The following is an 18,818-nucleotide window of genomic DNA, read 5'->3' on the forward strand; positions in this document are numbered from 1 at the left end:
AGTGATCCTTATTGATTAACTAGCTGGGCTAACGACTGTTGTAAAAACACTATGGAATTGGGATCGCATTTAATTTCAATCCAACAGGAATAACTTTAGATTTAGTGGTTTTACTTAACTTAAAAATGGACAATTACTCTGACGCATGAAACGCCATTTCAATGCACAAGCTGAATGATTTTAAGACTCTTCTAAAAGAGGTTTAGAGGTCTTCTATCTAGTCGAACTGAAGCAGATAATATTGCCTGTTTCAATGCACTAAACACTTTGACAATAGTTGATGCAACCTTATCCAAGGCTCCAGAAATAATTATTAAGCCCTTGAGAAGCTAACTGTTAAGCCTCAAGGTGTAAATTAGCCTTGCTTTGATTGTGTCAACTTAAGTATTGAAAAGTGTGGAATTCGTCATGAAGATTTATCTTTTTTGACAGAAATCCAACATAAATAATCTTTGATGAAGTGTTTGCTAGTTGGTTGGCGTTCTAGTGGAGTCGAGAATGATGACTTTTTGCGACTTGAAAAAGATTGTGGGCAGCCAGTGATTTGTTCTATTTCTCGTTTATTTGTAGTGAACTACCCACGAATTTGAATTTAATTAGTATGCTAATCTTAAGAAAAATTGCGTTCCGTAAATTTACAGATCTTGATTGAAGTGGCATCAGCTTTTCAAGCGTTCCCGCTGAATGGGGATGATGGCTAAGCATGCTTGCTGTAACATCTGCATCTGTTCTGGCTAACGGGACCAATCATGCAAACCGTCCCTTGTCTTGAAGCATTGGGCTCATCTGCATGATAGTTCTAGGTCAGTTCTGCTTTAATAATGTGAGCTTGAGGAGTTGAAAAATGGCACTGAAACAGTTGATCCGCTTGGGCTTAGTCGGCTTAGCGATGTCGGCAGCCGCTGTAGTAGGGGTGAATGTGCCTACCTTGGCCCAGCAAGATATTTATGACTCCGATGGACTTAACATCATTGGTGGTGTTGAGTCACGCTATCGCCTTAACTATAGTCTGAATAATAATACTCGCCGTAATACTCGTGCTAGTTACCGGTTAGAGGTGAAGGGCGATAAAATTGATTCTGCTGTTTCTGCATTGGTTGTGACCGTCCCGGAGGCATTTTCTCGCCATAGAGGTCGTATTGATTTAGATAGAATTAAAGTCCGATATGGTCGCATTGATGACGTTGGTGAGGAAATTGCGGTTGATGAGGTGCTCTGGGACGATCGTGTTTTCAGTGGAGCCAATGATTTGTCTGACGATCTAGACAAAATTGAGATTTACCTTGCTGAGGATATTCCTGCTAATACGTCTTTCGTGATCGATTTTGAAAAGGTTCGCAATCCTAACCGTGCGTTGATGCAACGTGTCAATCTGCAGGTAATTCCTCGGGGTAATGATCTGGCCACCTATATTGGTACCTGGGAAATGTTGATCGCTTATCAAGACTAGATCGCTTTTCAGGGTTGGCTCTAACGTGTTACTATCAGAAACCGCGCTGAATGGCGCAAGTAGTATTTTGTTTGAGCAGACTTAGGAGCAATCGCCATGACTAAGCGCACCCTCGGCGGTACATCTCGCAAGCGTAAGCGCGTTTCTGGTTTTCGTACTCGCATGCGGACAACTAATGGCCGTCGAGTTATTCAGGCACGTCGTAAGAAAGGGCGTGCTCGTCTGGCCGTTTAGACTGGCTAGCTGAGTGCGATCGCATCTGTGGCGTTACCTAAGCAACATCGACTGCGAGCTTCGCGTTCTTTTTCTAAGGTTTATCGTCAAGGGCGTCGAGCTAGCGGTCATTGTCTAGCCATTAAAGCCCTTAAAAATCCTTTGCCCGTTGAAAGCTCATCAAGTGAGCTTTCAACGGGCATCTGTTTTGGAGTGTCCATTAGTCGAAAAGTACATAAGCGAGCCGTTGTACGTAACCGCATCAAACGACAAATTCATTCGGCTCTAAGGCTCCTGCTGCCCAGGGTCGAAGGAACTTGGTGGGTTGTGATCAATGTCAGATCTGCTGCAACAATCTGCCAATATTACGATTTTTTGCGAGAATTAGAGAATCTATTGGTAGAGCTAGAGGTGTTGCATGGCAATTAAAGAGGAAGTGTATTACGAGGGCGGCCCCCACATTGGTGATTTAATTTTGCACTGCGTGCTGGCGCTGACATTGGTCTTCATTCCCCTTACAGTTGGCTCTATTATTCGTGCTCTGTGGGTTCGCTATCGCATCACCAATCGTCGCATTTCGGTTACAGGGGGCTGGATGGGACGTAACCGAACTGATTTGATTTATTCAGAAGTAACTCGTGTGGCCGTTGTGCCTCGCGGTTTGGGACTTTGGGGTGATATGGCGGTGCAACTCAAGGATGGTAGTCGCTTAGAGTTGCGGTCTCTGCCTAATTTTCGCGATCTCTACGACAAAATCACTGAACATATTTCTGCTAAAGCTAGAAAAGCTAGTGGTTTGCCCACTTAGAGAAACTTCCTGGGTAACGTTTTAAGCTCATAACAGTTTTTCTCTGGTAAATCCATAAATAAAAACTACAGGCTCATAACTTTCTGCCCTGACCCCAAGTAGGGATAACCGTCAATTTATAGGTCAAACACCGTCTCCAATAGTTTTGTGTGGGTGAAATAACTAACCCTTTTTGCAGCGGATCGACCTAACGCCTGCAATATTCAGATACATTAGAGTTCGGTATGCAATTTGCTCGGTAAGCGCGCATGGATTTCGGTATTGGATTTCTAACGAACAATATAATGCTGCCAATCCTAGATTTTTTCTATGGGATTGTGCCCAGCTACGGTTTAGCCATTGTGGCTTTGACTCTTCTTATTCGCTTTGCGCTCTATCCGCTTAATGCCGGATCGATTCGCAATATGAGGCGCATGAAGATTACCCAGCCTCTTATGCAGAAGAAGGTCAAGGAAATCCAAGAGCGCTACAAAGACGATCCTGCCAAGCTCCAAGAGGAGATGGGCGGGGTTTACAAGGAATTTGGCAATCCATTGGCAGGCTGCTTTCCAGTAGTCTTGCAGATGCCTATTTTGTTTGCATTATTTGCAACACTTCGAGGATCACCGTTTGCTGATATTACCTATCCTGTAAATCTCCAAATCCTTCCTCAAGATTCGATCGAGCAAGTTCAGCCCCAAGCATTTTCCGCCAAGCAATCTAACCTTTATATTGCCGACGGTAAGCATTTCTCCATCGCTCCAGTTCTGCCCGGTGGTAACCGTATTGGTGTTGGCGATAGTGCCGTGATTCGTTTACAGACCCCTGAAGGTGAGTCTGTGAGTCAGTTAGCTGACAAGTATGCCGAAAATCCAGCTGTCTTTACTCCCATTTGGGAGGTCACTAAGGGGCAAGACCTGGTCAAGGTTGATGAAAATGGCCAAATTACGGCGCTAGCTCTGGGTGACGTCACTATTCAGGCAAAAGTCAAAGGGTTGGCTGCCAATAAAGGTTTCTTGTTTATCAAAGAGCTAGGGCGTATTGGTGCCCTCGGTGACGAAGGGGAAATCCACTGGGACATTCTCGGCATGATTTTGTTCTTTGGTGTAAGCCTTTACGTCAACCAGCTTTTGTCCGGTCAGTCTTCCAGTGATAATCCTCAGCAAGAGACTATTACTAAGCTGACACCTGTATTATTCTCGGGTATGTTCTTGTTCTTCCCCCTGCCCGCAGGTGTATTGCTCTACATGGTACTGGCGAATGTTTTCCAGACAGCTCAATCATTTATCCTGTCTAGAGAGCCCCTACCTGATAATATTCAAGCTTTAGTTGATGCCGAGGAAGTTAAGACAGCAAGTGCTGATCGTGGGCCACTAGCATTTGAGCCTGGAGCAAAGAAAGCGGCAGATAAGGGCAAGTCTAGTTCTGCTCGGTCTAAGTCAACTAGTAAAACATCTGCCAAGAACAATAAGTCCACCAACAAGGCCACATCTTCCCGCTCTAAAGGGAATAAGAAATCTGGTGGTAGTTCTAAAAAAAAGGTCTCTAACCGATAGCTAAAGGTACACTTGTGGTTGGCATAAAATTCGCTGAAGCGGGTGTGAGTGATTTATGGGCGAACAGCAAGATAAAGGCGGTATCCAATGGCTATCGCAATTGCTAGATCATCAAGGCGTTAAGACGGATGTAACTGGTGAGCATATAGACGATGCTCTAGGGGATAGTAGCTTCTGGCTCACTATCGATGATTCCTCTTTGACCCAGGCTCAAATTGACGGCCTTGTAGGAGATCGAGGTCGTGTTCTAGATGCGATTCAGTATTTAGCAAATACAGTGCTGAATATTGGGCAAGACGCTGACAATCAGCAGTCTTATACGATTGAGCTGCATGGCTACCGTCAGCAGCGTCGCGATGAACTTAAGTCAATTGCAGAAAGGGCCGCAGAAGATGTGCTGTCCAGTGGTGGTGAGCATGAAGTTTCTGATTTATCGTCTGCTGAACGTAGGCAAGTTCATACGTTCTTAAAGGCCCATGGTGGCTTGGAAACCTTTAGCCGTGGCCGAGAACCTGACCGTCGGTTGGTGGTTCGTGCTTTGTCGAATGCTGACTTTGCCAATGCAGAGGATGAGTAGGTCTTGAGGGTATCTTGCTGCACCTGAGCCTTGGACTAATTGATTCTTTTTTGGCCCTTCAAAGTGATTAGATAGCGGCCCATGCAACGGATATATATTCCCCACTTGATTAAAGATCCGAGCAAGACTCGGACAATAGAGGTCGATGACTATCTCAGCGATCTAGAAACTCTAACGCCGGTTAAGGGGCGCATACAAATTCAGCATCGTGGCAATTTTTTAGAGGTCTCAGCCCAGGCTGAGACCATTGCTACGTTGACATGTCACCGTTGTTTGCAAAACTATAATGCACGCATCCAGGTTGATACTTCAGAGTTTATTTGGCTACAGGAGCTGCAGCCTGAATCCTATGCCGAAGAGGTAGAAGTTAGCTTGGACGATTTAGTGGAAACCTTGCCGCCCCAAGGCCATTTTGAGCCAGCTAAGTGGCTCTATGAGCAGTTATGTTTAGCCATGCCTCAGCGGCAGCTCTGTGACCAAAGTTGTGAGGGAATTCCCAATCCGGTGGCCAGTAGCGACGATGCTTCAGCTGAAACAGATCAACGCTGGGCAGCTTTATCTGCTTTGAAGCAACAACTTTCTGATTAGTCACCCAGTTTTTATGGCATTTAACGATGAGTTAGGACTACTTATTCGAGCCCGCTACCCGTTGGTGTACGTTCCCACCCGAGAAGAGGAGCGGGCTGAAGAGTCGATTGCTAAGGTTGCTGCTACTACGGGTAATCGAGCTGTTTATGTGTGGGATTTTGTTGATGGCTATCGAGGTAATCCCAATGATGAAGGGGTTGGTCGTCGAAATCCACTCCAAGCCTTAGAGTTTGCTGACAAGTTATCGTCTTCTGCTCCAGCTATATTAGTCCTTCGTGATTTTCATCGTTTTCTAGACGATATTGCTATCTCACGAAAGCTGCGGAACCTGGCGCGGATACTAAAGGCTCAGCCTAAAAATATAATTATTCTGTCAGCTCAGTTGACTATTCCGGATGAGTTAAGTGAGCTACTGACGGTTTTGGAGTTTCCACTCCCTACGGTTGATGAAATTCGTAGGGAAATAGAGTCCTTGCTAGGGGCTATGGGAAGTTTGCCGGGGCCTAAAGCATTAGATGCTCTCGTGCGTTCTTGTCAGGGGCTGTCAATGGAGCGCATTCGTCGGGTATTAGCACGGGGGATAGCGGCCAATGGGGCCTTTAGCCCTGATGATATTGATTTAATTCTGGAAGAAAAGCGTCAAACGATTCGCCAGACGCAGATTTTGGACTTCTATCCTGCTACCGAAAAAATTTCTGATATTGGTGGTTTGGATAATCTGAAAGACTGGCTAATTAAGCGCGGTGGTTCATTCTCTGAGCGAGCAAGGCAGTATGGGTTGCCTCATCCCAGGGGATTGATGCTAGTGGGCATTCAGGGGACAGGTAAATCTCTGACAGCAAAGGCAATTGCCCATCATTGGCATCTGCCTTTGTTGCGTTTGGATGTAGGGCGTTTATTTGCTGGTCTTGTGGGCGAATCAGAGTCTCGTACCCGGCAAATGATTCAGCTGGCAGAGGCGTTGGCTCCTTGTGTGCTTTGGATCGATGAGATTGATAAAGCATTTGCTGGATTTGAGGGTCGTGGTGATTCTGGCACTACAAGCCGTGTTTTTGGCACCTTTATTACCTGGCTATCCGAGAAAACATCTCCGGTGTTTGTGGTAGCGACAGCTAATAATATTGGTGCGTTACCGCCAGAACTATTACGACGTGGCCGATTTGATGAAATCTTTTTTGTGGGTTTGCCGAGTCAGGCTGAGCGAGATGCCATTTTCAATGTGCATCTAAGTCGGCTGCGTCCCCATAATGTGAAAAGTTACGATACCCGTCGCCTTGCTTACGAAACTCCTGACTTTTCTGGAGCGGAAATTGAGCAAGCCATTATTGAAGCGATGCATATTGGCTTTAGTCAAAATCGTGATTTTACCGTAGATGACATTCTGGAAGCGGCTAGTCAGTTAGTGCCGTTAGCCCGTACCGCTAAAGACCAGGTAGATGCTCTGCAAGCTTGGGCTGCATCAGGTAAAGCTAGACTGGCGTCGCGGCAGTCTATGTTGAGCGATCGCATGAAGGATTTGGACGGTTAGAGCCTCATCAGAAAAGGTCTTAGTGTTAGATATCTGAATAAGAGATAACTTTCTACAGAAAATAGGGTATAACCGTAGGACATTCTGTGAGTGTCCCTGATTGTCTACAGTAGCTATGGCGTCCAACCGATTTAATATCCAGGCGTTTTTGGTGAGTCTGCTCAAGTTTATTGGCGGAGTCGCGATCGCGCTATTTGTTATCTCTCTTGCTGGAGTTGCGACCGCCCGCTATTTCTTGACCCAACTTTCCAGCTTGCCAGAGCGTCCGGTTTACGAAAATGAGTTGCCAGCGCAGCCTCAACAGGCGAGCGATACCAATACGGAACCTGCGCCTCAGGCTGCTGTCGAACAACCTTCTGAGCCTCAGCCAACAACAGCTCCGACCCCCGCTAATGAAGCCAAAGCACTCTATAAGGTTGTCGTTACCTACGGGACCGGTTTGTTGGTGCGTGCGGGTGCAGGTGTGGATTATGAAACGATTGATGGCATCGACTATGACGAAACTGTCGAGGTTTTAGAAGAGTCTGGCCGCTGGTTTAAAGTTCGCACTGGTAGCGGTGTTGAGGGTTGGATTAAGGGCCAAGGGAATACTCAAAAACTTTAGTTTGACTAGTTTTATATCAAATCCAAATTCAGTAACCCCGATTAACAATAGACAATCCTGTAGGGGCACTCCCTTGTGGATGTCCCTCTCTATCGGGCGCTTATCGTGATTACCCTGAATGCCGATGGTTATTGGTGTAATTTATCCGTGCTCCGGCCCACTGGAGCTTGCTTCTCAACGTTTGATAATAAGACTGGTTCTGCCGCAACAGCACAAATTTTGCCATGTGTTCCGCCATCCAAATATCTACCCGTTGCCCTGGCCAAATAGAAGTAGCCATGACGCCATCCATCCACAGTTTGGTGGTCATGGCAGGATCGACAAGGGGCCAAACACTAACAACACTGCCAGATGGGATCACCACCGGACGACTGGATAAACTCAGGGGACAAATCGGGGTGACCACAATGGCATCCATCCCAGGATGCACAATGGGTCCATTCGCGGCAACTGTATAGCCTGTTGTACCAGTAGGTGTGCTGATTAAAAGGCCGTCTCCTTGGTATTGGTCAACCACCTCTCCATCAATTTCCATTTCTAAAATTGAGGTAATCATGCGGTCAGGTGAAGCGGGCTTGACACACATTTCATTGAGGGCCCAATATACCTCGCTGAGGGGTTCACGATTACTGCGATTCCCTTCGTGGATGCAGGCGCGGAGCATCATACGCTGTTGCACTGCATAACGATCGTTCTGTAGCCGATCAAGAATCTTTTCGAAATCATCAATTTCATCTGATGATTCTGTTAGAAAGCCTAAGTGGCCACCAATGTTGACGGCCAAAATTGGGATTTTTTCGGGTGCTAAGTGGCGTGCTGCCGCAAGGGCTGTACCATCACCACCCAGCACAATTGCTAAGTCAATGGGCTGCTGGGCAGAGGCTAAAAAAACAGGATAGGGATTATCTTTGGGGCCGCTGGGGCCAAGCAGTACACTGGCACCACGTTTTTCTAAGAGCTGGGCACATTTCTCGGCCCAGCTTTTACTTTGCTGATTACCTGCTTTGTGAACAATGATGACTTGGTTGAGCTGCACGGTAGTGGAGGGGATGAGGAGTTACTTGACTGATTTCCAGTTGACGGCAGCTTGTTCCAAGACGTAGTTCGCTAGGCTAGTGATTTCATCTTTGCTGAGCTGATCGCTATAGGCGCTCATCAGGCCTTTGCCATTGGTAATCAGGGTTGCGATCGCATCCATAGACTCATAACCATGACGTTTTAAAGCCCGTTGCTTTAAGTTTTTGCCTCGGCGAATGATATTAGCTCCATTGGGATGACATCCGGCACAGTGAGTCTCAAATAATTTTCTGGAGTCTATTGTGTCTGCCCACGCCATGGCTGAAGTGCTAAACCATAGGCTGGCGGCAAGTAAGCAGCAAGCCAAATAACCAGGCATGAGACGTTTAAGCCTGGTTAGATATAAGCGCCAAGGCGTGAGTAAACATGAGAATGTTGAACTGAATATGGAGCTAAAGACAGAAGCCGACATTAAAATCAAAGGGGCGAGCAATTCGCTTCCTATGGTAATGGTTTACGACCTTAGGAAAATGAGCCTGGTACAACTTAAGATCAGTTTTCTCCGCTGACAGAGGCGCTAAACTGTGGATGATTTGAGTGTAGGTTACAAGTTTGCCGTGTTATGAGAAAAGCAGCACTATTGATGAGCCTAATGGTGGTATCGGCAGTTGCTGGCGGCAGCTTTGCCTATGGATGGTACAGTGTGACGAATGTGTCACCCCACAATAATCCAACAGCAGCACCAGTAACACCATCCACACCAGAGACTGATATAGCTGCGACTCAGTATTCTGAGTCGGTAATACGCCGTAAATCATCAGGTGTAACTGCCCATCAGCCATCAATGCGTCAGCAACTGTCTCACATATCTAACAAAAATGGTGAAATTAGCCTGACTCTAGATGAGCCTCAACTGACGCAGCTAGTCAACGATGCTATTCTCAGTCAACCTGTGGCGGCTCAACTTTTAGCGCATGCCCAATTGTTGCAGACAACTCTTCAGGGCGAATTCATTGAAACGGGTGCGGTGCTGAATTTGTCAGAACTGCCACGAGAAGCATTGTCTACCGAGCTACAGACCAGTCTGGATCAGTTGACCAGTGCTGTGCCTATGCTAGCCAATCGCGATATTTACATTGGGATTGTTGCCCGTCCTCAAATACAAGACGGCAAAATTACTCTGAATCAGGACCTTAGCTTCAAAATAGGCCAGTTTACCCTGCCCCTGGCGGATGTTGCTGAGCAGATGGGGTTTTCTACCAGCGAAATCGAGCAACGCCTTAATGGATTGCTCGATCAACAAGGGGTCATTTTAGAAACCATTGAAATTCTAGATGAGCAGCTGGTGATCACAGGAATTAAATCCTAATGACTATGACCAGCAACGAGAGCACCAGGATTCAAAATCATTGATTTTTGGGTTCTAGTCTGAATCACTGGGCCGTACACCTTTCATAATGCGTGATAGCTCACTCTTCTCGTCCACAGAAACCCGAGTGGGTGAACCGCTGATAATGCGCTCTAGGTTACGGAAGGAGTCCTTGATTTCCGGGCCATTGGCACTGATGGTGTATTCACGGATAGCCTTGTCATGCCAAGATCCCCGCATCTTGAATACATTCAATGCCCGAGACATTTGACCACGTATTTCCACATATTGCAGCATTAAGATGGTGTCTGTGATAGTGGAAATATGCGAGTCAGTAATGGAATGGGAGCCCATAAACTGCTCCGTAGTGTTTGTAAAGAAACCAGTGATTTCTTCCTGTTTGGCATAACCCGTTACACCAATGACAAACTGACGGAATGAATTATTGCTGACTCCGCGATCCAAAGCTGACAGAGAATCGATGGCAATACGTGAGGGCTTAAACTGTGCAATCTCAGACTTAATAATCTGCAAGTGGTCTTCGAGTCCAGCAGATTCGGGATATGCGCAGATGATTTTGAGTAGTCCCGCGCGCTCTAACTCCTCAAAGTCAATGCCCCAGGAGTAAGCATTTCTAGATAGCTGTGCGCGAGATTCTTCGTAGGCAAAAAGAATGGAACGCTCTTTTGCCTGACAGCCATTTTCAATGAACTTACTAACCAGCAACGTTTTACCTGTCCCTGTTGCCCCGGTGGCCAAGATAATTGAGTCCTTAAAGAATCCACCGCCACACATTTCATCCAGGGCTTTGACTCCAGAGGAGACCCGTACATTCGATGAACGTTGAGTCAGGCGCATTGCCCCCAACGGAAAGATATTGATACCGTTTTGGGTAATGGTGAAAGGGTATTCCCCTTTCATATGGGTCGTGCCCCGCAGCTTGAGAATTTCGATGGTACGGCGACGACGCTCCCCTTCGAGGACATTGCGAACAATAACGACGTTATCTGACACAAATTCCTCGACTCCAAAGCGGGCAACGGGACCATACTCGTCCACGCGCTCTGTTGACATTAGAGTCGTCACGCCCATTTGTTTAAGACGCGCAACTAATCGAAAAATTTCACGCCGGACTACACCAGCTGCATCGTATTGCTGAAAAACGGCTGTAACCGAGTCGATGGATACCCGTCGTGCCTTGTACTTACGAATAGCGTATTGAATCCGCTCAATTAATGCTGAGAGGTCGAAATTACCTACGATTTCTTGACCTTCGGGATCGGGGGATGCATCCAGAATGAATAGCTTGCCATCATCAATGAGCTTCTGTAGATCCCAGCCAAAGCTGCAAGCATTTTGAATGATGTCGGCAGGTGACTCTTCGAAGGTGACAAATACACCGGGTTCATCAAAATCTGTGATGCCGTTATATAGAAACTGTACGGCAATCAAGGTTTTACCAGTACCTGAAGTTCCACTGACGAGGGTCGAACGCCCGGCAGGCAGACCACCATGACTGATGTCATCAAAGCCTTCCATCATGGTGCGAATTTTTCTTACGCCCGCCAAGGTATTATTCGAGGGGATTTCACCTTGAGAAGACTGAGTCATAACTTAGTAAATTGACCTGTTAAAAAAATAGTGAGTTGGCCTGTAAAAAAATACAGTGGGAGAAAAGAACATTACTAATATTTCAACAGGTTAAGTTATCAAGAGCAAGCACTATAGATGATTCTGCTCCAAGAACATCGTGCGTACTGGCATATATTGCCAAAAACTCTATATTTCATGCTTGTGAACTGTATGCAAAGGAGCTTGTGTCATGAGCGTTGCCCAATTGGTGCATTACACTTCTATCCTTTGCCACATTCCAGTCTGGAATGCATAAGCAACGCTTCTCAAAAATCGAAACATTACTTTAAGACTGATAAGTTACTTTGGTAAAATAGGCTAATCATCCTCCCTGAGCTCATCATAAAGCAAGTCTAGACCGATCAGGACGCGCTCACGGTCAGACAGGTCGCCAATGATTTTACGAACAGGAGGCGGTAGGATTTTTGCCAAGGTTGGAGTCGCTAATATTTTGTCTTCTTCAGCGAGCTGTGGATTTTGTAAGACATCAATGACCTTTAATGCATAAACGCCCTGAAACTCTTCTTCCAAGATCGTGTTGAGCATTTTGAGTGCCCGAGTAGAGTTTGGGGTATTGCCAGCAACGTAGAGTTTTAATATGTAGGTCTTTTTATAGGCCATTGAAGGGTTCCCGAATGTGTGGCAGATGTGGAGTACAAGAGTCCATAAATAAAATTGGGACGTGCGTAAATCAGATTCTATGATTCACGTGGAATAGAGCGACGGTACATTTCACATAGATGGGCCAGCACATCAATTAGGGTTAAGCGATAGTCCAATAAAATTTCCTCACTACGTCCTTCCATGTGGAGCTGCTTTGAAAAATTGTCCATCAGTTCCATATGGATTTCGACAACCTTAGAAATGGATACGTCAGCAAAGAACGCTAAGTTAACGTAGTCATCAATACGTTGATTTAGGCTTTTGTCATCCGATGAAAAATAACTCAGGATGATTTGACGATAGTCTTGACGCAATTGATCTAAAAACTCATGACGCTCCTCCACGGTCATGTTGCGTACAAAATTTTGAGAATTACGCTTGTAATACACACCCAAATAGCCTAAGCGTTCTTGGAGTTTTTCAGTCAGTCGCTGCTGCTGAAGGCTCAACAGAAATATGCGATTATCCCGGTTTTCTGTTGGAGAACCTTCATTATCAACGACAGTGCTAGAGTTGGCTGGCAGTTTTAAAAATTGGCTGATGGCTTTGTGAACCTGGTCTTCAATGGTATCTAATTGACCTGGACTGATCTGGATAACAGCATCGTGATACTGGGTGCGTTGCTCTAAAGCATCCTGTGCTGAGATCACTAAAGTAGGCAGCAAAATATCACGCTCCCACAGCTCATGTAGTAAATCCCAACCATCTTGATTAGGTTGGACAACCAAACAATCAATCCGATGACGATTACTGATGGTCCACTGCACAAACTCTGTGTGCGTCTGGCTCCAACTAATAGCAAAAGGACTGTGGGTGAGCGTTTTCTTGAGAGACTCCGCCATAGAGGCCTGAGCCGTATAAATTCCAACCAGGAAGCGTGCAGCCAAAATTGAGATGAATGTTACGCAATGTTAATTGATTTATTGCACTATTTAACAGCTTATTGTTTATCTATGGAGACGATATTTTATATTTTTATGCGAATTGGGAGATGAGTAGCCAATGAGTACAAAAGTTTGCAGTCAAAGGAAAATTTAACAGGTACTTTTTATCAAAACTAAGCATATAGGCTACGAGTGGTAGCTATGGCAAACTTAAGTATTTTTATCTGGGAGTTATTTTTGGCGTCCTCAGATGTCTGTACTTAAGGGCGCTTAGGGGAGACATATTGCCTCAGAAGAATAATTACGGACAAGTGTTCCATTGTTATTGTGATCTGAGCACTGCATAATCAACGAGCATGGAGGGATTCGAACCCCCGACCGCCAGAACCGGAATCTGGTGCTCTATCCAGCTGAGCTACATGCCCTCGTTTCTAGCTTAGTTTATCCAGGAACCGTGCTTAATATTAGCACTTGTGTTCGTATCTGTCTTTGCCTTTACGTTAAACGTGTTGATGGCATACGCTCATGGGGGTGTGCAAGATGCGTGCTGCGTGCTGGATATTCAGAATTTATCAAAAGCTTTTGGTCAGCGTCAGGCACTATCGGCTTTGACCCTGAGGTTGGAGTCAGGTGAAGTGTATGGTCTGTTAGGGCCTAATGGAGCTGGAAAAACCACAACCATTAATTTGCTCAGTGGTTTATTACGACCCGATCACGGGCAGGTGTTGATTGCTGGGCAGCCTGCTGCTGAATCAACCAAGCCATATTTGGGGATTATGCCGCAGCAAAACCTGCTGTACCAAAGTCTTACCTGTGGGGAGAACCTGGCATTCTTTGCCAAAATCTATGGCCTGGAATCTACAGCGCGATCGCAACGTATCCAAACCTGCTTGACCGCTGTCAATCTTCAAGATCGGGTTAACAGCGTTGTTGGTTCCTTAAGCGGTGGTATGCAGCGACGGTTGAGTTTAGCCATTGCCATTGTGCATCAGCCAAAGTTAGTGGTCCTGGATGAACCTACCACCGGATTAGATATTGAAGCGCGCTACGAGGTCTGGGATTTAATTCGGCAGCTTAAGCAACAGGGGGTAACGGTGCTGCTAACTACTCATCTACTTGATGAAGCAGAACGACTGTGCGATCGCATCGGTTTTCTTAAGCAGGGTTGCTTACTGGCTCAAGGGAGTCTCCCGGAACTGCGAAGCCATATTCCAGCTGAGGAGGTGGTGATTCTACAGACGGCAGATGAAGAGGCCGCCATTGCCCAAGCCGCCAACCATGGATTTACAATGCGCCGCTATGACACTCACCTGGCGTTTTGGATACCTGAGCGATTAGAACTCAGAGAGCTAATTGCCAAATTTGATGGCATTCCGATAGATTCCATTGCCCGCAGCCCAGTCACCTTAGAGCATATTTACTTAGAAGTGACCCGTTCAGTCTGAAGATACGTACTCTGTCTATCGTAAATACCCTAAACCCTTGTGAGTAGTCTGATTAAACCCTTTCTTCAAAGTAGGTTTATTGAAGTTCACCAGGTGTTCATGGGCATGCTTAGGGGACTGGGGTAGTCTATATTTAGTTCGAGAGAACGCTTATGACTACTGCGTTTGCAGCTTAAATTTAACTTCTATTCTGACTGACTTTTTAGCAGTTTCCTTTATACAGACCTATTTATTGCAGGACGGGCCTCAGCGTAATGTTGAGGCCCGTCTTCTATTTATTAAACGTAGTTCAGCCTCCATACCAGGGCAGAGGGTGAACTACTTTAAAGCGCTGGCTAACCCGGTTAATATAGCGTTGGGTTTGCTCTGTAGCGTTGGCATGATTGTCCAACAAACGTATGGTTAAATTTCTGCTTGTGGTGATTCCAGCGTTTTTAGTAATTGCGATCGCAATCCTGTCGGTACAGAACGCCACCCCGATTTCCCTACAATTTTTGGCGTTTCGTTCGGTGGCCCTACCGTTTGGCTTGTGGTTAGGGATTGGCCTGGCAGCTGGCCTGGTCGGCACAGCGGGTTTACTCACCGTGTTTTCAAGCAAACGCCGGTAGGGAAATTGTCAGGTGTAAATTGTGAGTTGTTGGTCCCAATCCATTGCTAATTGAGCAGTTATAACACTCATAAAGTTCAAGATTCAGAACTATGTAAAGATCGCTCCGCCCATCAACTTTGTATAACGACGGTTCAACTCTTTTTTAATTAATGGCCACTGCTCCAAAGTCGAGTCTTGCTGGATGAGCTGCTCTGCTGCTGTCCGGGCTAGCTCCAAAACCTCTTGATCATTCACCAGGCTGGCCAAAGCAAAGTCAGGCAGTCCTGATTGACGGGTGCCTAACACCTCACCAGGACCCCGGAATCGCAGATCCATCTCAGCAATGAAGAACCCATCTTGCGACTGTTCTAGAACCCGCAGTCGCTGCAAAGCCGTTTCGCTTTTACTACTGCTCATCAATAGGCAATAGGATTGGTCAGCCCCTCGTCCTACACGTCCCCGTAGCTGATGCAGTTGTGAGAGACCAAAGCGCTCAGCATGTTCAATGAGCATGACACTGGCGTTGGGCACATCCACCCCAACTTCTACCACTGTGGTGGACACCAAGATCTGGGTATGGCGATCGCGAAATTTTGTAATGGCCGCATCTTTATCAGCAGAGCTCATGCGCCCATGGAGCAGACCGACGTTGAACTCAGGAAAAACAACCTCGCTCAGACGCTGATGTTCTTCGATGGCAGAACGCAAGTCCAGCTTTTCAGATTCATCAACCAGGGGTAGCACGATGTAAATTTGTCGGCTTTGGGTGATCTCACGTCGCATGAGATCGTAGGCATGGTTGCGATCTCGACCAGCTAATAATGTGGTTTGAATGGGCTTACGCCCGGGCGGGAGTTCGTCAATTTGGCTAACGTCCAGATCTCCATGCAATGTCAGGGCTAGAGTTCGCGGTATAGGCGTAGCCGTGAGGGTGAGCACGTGGGGATTATCACCTTTTTGCTGGAGCTTAGCCCGCTGAGCTACCCCAAACCGATGTTGCTCATCGATGGTGACAAGACCTAAACGACTAAATTTCACAGGATCTTCGATCAAGGCATGGGTTCCTACCAGGATGGGGAGTTCTCCCGTTTCGAGTTGGGAATGAATTTCCCGGCGCTTGGCGGTTTTGGTGGAACCAGTTAGCAGTTCCACGGGTAAGTGCAATAGGTTAAACCATTCCACTAACTTGCGGTAGTGCTGCTCTGCTAACACTTCTGTGGGGGCCATCAGGGCTGCCTGATATCCGGCCTGAATGGTTGCGAGGATTGCCACCACTGCCACTACGGTTTTCCCGGAGCCCACATCTCCCTGCACTAGTCGATTCATCGGTGTGGACTGCTGCAAGTCCACCAGAATTTCCTGCACTACCCGAGCTTGAGCCTCTGTCAGGCTAAAGGGCAGTACCCCATAGAACTGATCGATCAGCTCACCAGTAGGGGCCATGTGAATTTGAGTGTGAGCCTGTTGCTGTTTGCGACGGGACAGCAGACCTAATTGCAAATAGAAGAATTCATCAAACACCAGACGGCGGCGGGCAATTGCCAGAGCCTCACTATCGGGTGGAAAGTGAATGTGCGCAATTGCCACCGTTAGTTGAATCAAACCATGTTGCTCCCGCAGCGCAGTGGGAAACGGCTCTCGAATTTCTATAGCGGCGGGCAAGGCAGCGACCACTGCCTTACGGACCAGTGGGGCAGGCACACCTTCTGTCAGGGGATATACAGGGACCACGCGACCTACCGTGTCGGAGTCAATGGCTTCCTGGGTATCTCCGAGTACCTCCAGGTCTGGATCGTCTAAGGTGATGCCATATTTTCCTTTTTTTACCAAGCCCGAGGCAGCTAATGTAGAGCCGACTGGGTAGAGACGCTTTTGCCGTTCTTGCCAAGCTCGGTTACGAAAGCGCGCTCCGGCCAAGAATCGATTGAGTTTGAGGGTGCCAGTGCCGTCGTAGAGACTGAGTTCAAAAATCGTCAGTTTTGCATTGCGAGGACTATTGAAGCAATTGCAACGCCGCACGGTGCCCACAATCGTCACGGTGTCACCCGCTTTAAGATCTCGAATTTTGACCTGGCGGGCATAGTCTAGATGGTCGCGAGGATAGTAATAGAGCACATCCCGGACGGTATACAGCCCTAACTTTGCGAGTCGTTCGCTATTCTTGGGGCCGATGCCTTTGAGATAAGTGATGGGCTGATCTAGGGGATGGCCTGAGCGAGGTAAGCTCGGTGTCTGAGTAATTAAGGATTTGGTTTTAGGGCGTTGGTTGGATCTTGATGATGGACGACCGACCGCTTCACTAGCCTTAGGGCTGGGCTTTTCTAATAGTTGACGACTCTGCTGTAAAAACCGTCGAGTGTTGGCCACCAGATGCTGCCGTTGGGCAAAGCTGAGGGCGCTATATTTATCGAAGTCTTCCGAGAGATTACGCCAGCGTTCTTGGTCAATGGCAGGCAGACTGCTGGGGACCTTGCGTAAGCTATCTCGCAAAAATTCGCTAAATCGTTTTTGATGGCCTTGCAGGTCATTGAACCCCGCTTCAGCTTCGACACTCAGTGCCTTTTGCAGACGGATCCAGTCGGGCTGATCAGCCATTAGTCGTTGGTCCAGCTAGCTCTCCAGGCGTCTTCGGCTTGTGCGATCGCAAGCTGTCGTTCAGCATCCTTATAGGCATGGCCAACACGTTTCAGATGCGCCATTTTCTTCCGAATATGGCTTCGCCAAAGTGCGACGTTCGTCTCCGCAAATTCAATTTCCGAGAGCCGTAAATGAATCATGACAAAATCGGGCAGAGACTCTAACTGGAGAAATTGAGGCATCGATATAGATGCTTCAGAACGATTTTCGTCCCCATCTGAATCTTGGTCTGATGTGTCTTCGCCAGTAATAATAGCGGCGGCAATCTCAGCGTCAGCCCACTGCTCATCGAGCTTATGATCTTCACCTTCGTCAGGCTCGCCATCACTCTTTGAAAATCTACTTTTCTCGGGTTCGTGCAGGATCTTGATCGATAGTCTGACCAAATTAGGTGTTTTCATGGGGATATGGCCTAGACGTTCTGACTCTGACGTCGCCGCTAACAATGCATGGGGGATCTCTGGCATTACATTTGCTGTTCGCAAAAGCTCATTTGCCTTCTCGGAGACTGCCTTGAGCACATCTCGAATAGCTTTCTCAATTAAAATTTGCCGCCGCATGATTTGTGCAGGTTGTAGTGGTCCTGACGGTTCGGTTTCTGGCTGTGACTCCTCTAAACGCTCACTATCCATGAGTGAACGAATATCGGCTAAGAGTTTTGCTTGAGATCGCTGTGTTTGGGGTGATTTGCCAGGGTGTGTGTGATGTTCTTGGTCCTCAACTGTATCAGCTGCTGAGGGGCTGGTTTTAGGCGTTGATTCTGATTGCTCTCTGGCAGAAGCTGCTTCTAAAAATAATTGCCGAATGACGGCGAGGCCATCTTCCTCTGCTGGTTGTAAGCTCAGGCGCTTTGCTGTAGCCCATTTGTCCTGTAGGTGAGTGTGAATGCGATTGCCCAACTCGCGCAGCTTGTGCTGTAAACGATCACGTTGGGACAAGCTCAGTTCTAAAAAACTCTCAGGATAAACCTGCGTACAAATATGATAAGCCGCTAATATTAGCTGGCGTTTGCTTGCCTGACTTAAAACTTGTAAATATTTATCGATTAAGCCTTCAAGCTCAGTGGCAATATCAGCAGTTTGCGTCTGAAGCTTGGAAAGCTGCTGTTCAATATGACCACTTGCGTTACCCATTAGCGCAGATATTAGACAAAAAACGTGATGTAGAACGGCATTACAATGCCGTAAATCCCAGTATAGGCGCTATGACAAATGTTCTAATATTTCAGAGCCATTTGCCTAATTCATAAATACTGACATCTGAGGTGCTATAAGTACTT

Annotated in this window: 19 protein-coding genes and 1 tRNA gene; 12 read left to right on the forward strand and 8 right to left on the reverse strand. The window is 46.9% G+C overall.

Annotated features, from left to right (window positions below):
• Window positions 1–844 precede the first annotated feature (844 nt).
• The 9 genes from U2F10_RS22945 (at window position 845) to U2F10_RS22985 (ending at window position 7,303) form a co-directional block, all read left to right on the forward strand.
• The gene (locus U2F10_RS22945) at window positions 845–1,450 is read left to right on the forward strand and encodes a DUF2808 domain-containing protein (protein WP_163696374.1); all 606 of its coding nucleotides are present in this window, start codon (window positions 845–847) and stop codon (window positions 1,448–1,450) included.
• Window positions 1,451–1,546: 96 nt separating this feature from the next.
• Window positions 1,547–1,684, forward strand: a complete 138-nt coding sequence (gene rpmH / locus U2F10_RS22950; protein WP_006516823.1) for a 50S ribosomal protein L34 — start codon at window positions 1,547–1,549, stop codon at window positions 1,682–1,684.
• A gap of 27 nt (window positions 1,685–1,711) precedes the next feature.
• Window positions 1,712–2,092, forward strand: a complete 381-nt coding sequence (rnpA, locus tag U2F10_RS22955) for a ribonuclease P protein component (protein ID WP_163665727.1) — start codon at window positions 1,712–1,714, stop codon at window positions 2,090–2,092.
• The gene (locus tag U2F10_RS22960; protein ID WP_006516821.1) at window positions 2,082–2,471 is read left to right on the forward strand and encodes a PH domain-containing protein; all 390 of its coding nucleotides are present in this window, start codon (window positions 2,082–2,084) and stop codon (window positions 2,469–2,471) included. The genes rnpA and U2F10_RS22960 overlap by 11 nt, the downstream gene beginning before the upstream one ends.
• A 248-nt stretch (window positions 2,472–2,719) precedes the next feature.
• Window positions 2,720–4,006 (forward strand): membrane protein insertase YidC, encoded by a 1,287-nt coding sequence (gene yidC / locus U2F10_RS22965; RefSeq protein ID WP_163665723.1) that lies wholly within the window; start codon window positions 2,720–2,722, stop codon window positions 4,004–4,006.
• A 55-nt stretch (window positions 4,007–4,061) separates the two neighbouring features.
• Window positions 4,062–4,583 (forward strand): Jag family protein, encoded by a 522-nt coding sequence (locus tag U2F10_RS22970; protein ID WP_163665721.1) that lies wholly within the window; start codon window positions 4,062–4,064, stop codon window positions 4,581–4,583.
• Window positions 4,584–4,664: 81 nt separating this feature from the next.
• On the forward strand, window positions 4,665–5,171 hold the full coding sequence (locus U2F10_RS22975; protein WP_499873368.1) for a YceD family protein: 507 nt from the start codon (window positions 4,665–4,667) through the stop codon (window positions 5,169–5,171).
• A 13-nt stretch (window positions 5,172–5,184) separates the two neighbouring features.
• On the forward strand, window positions 5,185–6,699 hold the full coding sequence (locus U2F10_RS22980; RefSeq protein ID WP_163665717.1) for a Ycf46 family AAA ATPase: 1,515 nt from the start codon (window positions 5,185–5,187) through the stop codon (window positions 6,697–6,699).
• Between the two features lie 115 nt (window positions 6,700–6,814).
• Window positions 6,815–7,303, forward strand: a complete 489-nt coding sequence (locus U2F10_RS22985; protein WP_163665715.1) for an SH3 domain-containing protein — start codon at window positions 6,815–6,817, stop codon at window positions 7,301–7,303.
• Between the two features lie 109 nt (window positions 7,304–7,412).
• Here the strand turns inward: U2F10_RS22985 and U2F10_RS22990 are convergent, their stop codons facing one another.
• Entirely contained in the window at window positions 7,413–8,339 is a 927-nt protein-coding gene (locus U2F10_RS22990) for an NAD(+) kinase (protein ID WP_163665713.1), read from the reverse strand.
• 21 nt (window positions 8,340–8,360) lie between these two features.
• Window positions 8,361–8,699: a c-type cytochrome gene (locus tag U2F10_RS22995; protein ID WP_499867806.1), complete on the reverse strand. Its 339-nt coding sequence runs from the start codon at window positions 8,697–8,699 to the stop codon at window positions 8,361–8,363.
• 243 nt (window positions 8,700–8,942) lie between these two features.
• Here U2F10_RS22995 and U2F10_RS23000 point away from each other — a divergent pair, with 243 nt between their 5' ends.
• A complete protein-coding gene (locus U2F10_RS23000) occupies window positions 8,943–9,689 on the forward strand; it encodes a hypothetical protein (RefSeq protein ID WP_499873369.1) in 747 nt (248 codons plus the stop codon).
• Window positions 9,690–9,743: 54 nt separating this feature from the next.
• Here U2F10_RS23000 and kaiC read toward each other — a convergent pair whose 3' ends face one another.
• The 4 genes from kaiC to U2F10_RS23020 all read right to left on the reverse strand — a co-directional run bounded on the left by kaiC (window position 9,744) and on the right by U2F10_RS23020 (window position 13,293).
• Window positions 9,744–11,300: a circadian clock protein KaiC gene (kaiC, locus tag U2F10_RS23005; protein WP_163665709.1), complete on the reverse strand. Its 1,557-nt coding sequence runs from the start codon at window positions 11,298–11,300 to the stop codon at window positions 9,744–9,746.
• Window positions 11,301–11,639: 339 nt separating this feature from the next.
• The gene (gene kaiB, locus U2F10_RS23010; RefSeq protein WP_006516811.1) at window positions 11,640–11,942 is read right to left on the reverse strand and encodes a circadian clock protein KaiB; all 303 of its coding nucleotides are present in this window, start codon (window positions 11,940–11,942) and stop codon (window positions 11,640–11,642) included.
• A 77-nt stretch (window positions 11,943–12,019) separates the two neighbouring features.
• Window positions 12,020–12,871 carry a circadian clock protein KaiA gene (locus tag U2F10_RS23015; protein WP_250565578.1) on the reverse strand — a complete coding sequence of 284 codons (852 nt, stop codon included), beginning with the start codon at window positions 12,869–12,871 and terminating at the stop codon, window positions 12,020–12,022.
• A 348-nt stretch (window positions 12,872–13,219) separates the two neighbouring features.
• Window positions 13,220–13,293 (reverse strand) — tRNA-Arg (locus tag U2F10_RS23020).
• Between the two features lie 87 nt (window positions 13,294–13,380).
• Here U2F10_RS23020 and U2F10_RS23025 point away from each other — a divergent pair.
• Both U2F10_RS23025 and U2F10_RS23030 read left to right on the forward strand, forming a co-directional pair.
• On the forward strand, window positions 13,381–14,313 hold the full coding sequence (locus tag U2F10_RS23025) for an ABC transporter ATP-binding protein (RefSeq protein WP_250565005.1): 933 nt from the start codon (window positions 13,381–13,383) through the stop codon (window positions 14,311–14,313).
• 398 nt (window positions 14,314–14,711) lie between these two features.
• A complete protein-coding gene (locus U2F10_RS23030; protein WP_163665700.1) occupies window positions 14,712–14,921 on the forward strand; it encodes a DUF1049 domain-containing protein in 210 nt (69 codons plus the stop codon).
• Window positions 14,922–15,010: 89 nt separating this feature from the next.
• On the opposite strand, the gene recG is transcribed toward U2F10_RS23030, so the two are convergent.
• Complete coding sequence (gene recG / locus U2F10_RS23035; RefSeq protein WP_499873370.1) at window positions 15,011–17,497, reverse strand: ATP-dependent DNA helicase RecG; 2,487 nt, start codon at window positions 17,495–17,497, stop codon at window positions 15,011–15,013.
• Window positions 17,497–18,672 carry a hypothetical protein gene (locus U2F10_RS23040; RefSeq protein ID WP_163665696.1) on the reverse strand — a complete coding sequence of 392 codons (1,176 nt, stop codon included), beginning with the start codon at window positions 18,670–18,672 and terminating at the stop codon, window positions 17,497–17,499. The genes recG and U2F10_RS23040 overlap by 1 nt, the downstream gene beginning before the upstream one ends.
• Window positions 18,673–18,818 lie beyond the last annotated feature (146 nt).

Origin of the sequence: Leptothoe sp. EHU-05/26/07-4 (genome assembly GCF_043421015.1) — a bacterium.
In the GTDB taxonomy this organism is placed as follows: Bacteria; Cyanobacteriota; Cyanobacteriia; order Phormidesmidales; family Phormidesmidaceae; genus Leptothoe; species Leptothoe turfae.

Coding starts and splice junctions, on each gene's coding strand:
- U2F10_RS23040 (WP_163665696.1), bottom strand. CDS start 18,672: ATGGGTAACGCAAGTGGTCATATTGAACAGCAGCTTTCCAAGCTTCAG.
- U2F10_RS22975 (WP_499873368.1), top strand. CDS start 4,665: ATGCAACGGATATATATTCCCCACTTGATTAAAGATCCGAGCAAGACT.
- U2F10_RS22980 (WP_163665717.1), top strand. CDS start 5,185: ATGGCATTTAACGATGAGTTAGGACTACTTATTCGAGCCCGCTACCCG.
- U2F10_RS22945 (WP_163696374.1), top strand. CDS start 845: ATGGCACTGAAACAGTTGATCCGCTTGGGCTTAGTCGGCTTAGCGATG.
- U2F10_RS23025 (WP_250565005.1), top strand. CDS start 13,381: ATGGCATACGCTCATGGGGGTGTGCAAGATGCGTGCTGCGTGCTGGAT.
- kaiB (WP_006516811.1), bottom strand. CDS start 11,942: ATGGCCTATAAAAAGACCTACATATTAAAACTCTACGTTGCTGGCAAT.
- U2F10_RS23030 (WP_163665700.1), top strand. CDS start 14,712: ATGGTTAAATTTCTGCTTGTGGTGATTCCAGCGTTTTTAGTAATTGCG.
- U2F10_RS22970 (WP_163665721.1), top strand. CDS start 4,062: ATGGGCGAACAGCAAGATAAAGGCGGTATCCAATGGCTATCGCAATTG.
- U2F10_RS22960 (WP_006516821.1), top strand. CDS start 2,082: ATGGCAATTAAAGAGGAAGTGTATTACGAGGGCGGCCCCCACATTGGT.
- U2F10_RS23000 (WP_499873369.1), top strand. CDS start 8,943: ATGAGAAAAGCAGCACTATTGATGAGCCTAATGGTGGTATCGGCAGTT.
- recG (WP_499873370.1), bottom strand. CDS start 17,497: ATGGCTGATCAGCCCGACTGGATCCGTCTGCAAAAGGCACTGAGTGTC.
- U2F10_RS22985 (WP_163665715.1), top strand. CDS start 6,815: ATGGCGTCCAACCGATTTAATATCCAGGCGTTTTTGGTGAGTCTGCTC.
- U2F10_RS22995 (WP_499867806.1), bottom strand. CDS start 8,699: ATGCCTGGTTATTTGGCTTGCTGCTTACTTGCCGCCAGCCTATGGTTT.
- rpmH (WP_006516823.1), top strand. CDS start 1,547: ATGACTAAGCGCACCCTCGGCGGTACATCTCGCAAGCGTAAGCGCGTT.
- yidC (WP_163665723.1), top strand. CDS start 2,720: ATGGATTTCGGTATTGGATTTCTAACGAACAATATAATGCTGCCAATC.
- kaiC (WP_163665709.1), bottom strand. CDS start 11,300: ATGACTCAGTCTTCTCAAGGTGAAATCCCCTCGAATAATACCTTGGCG.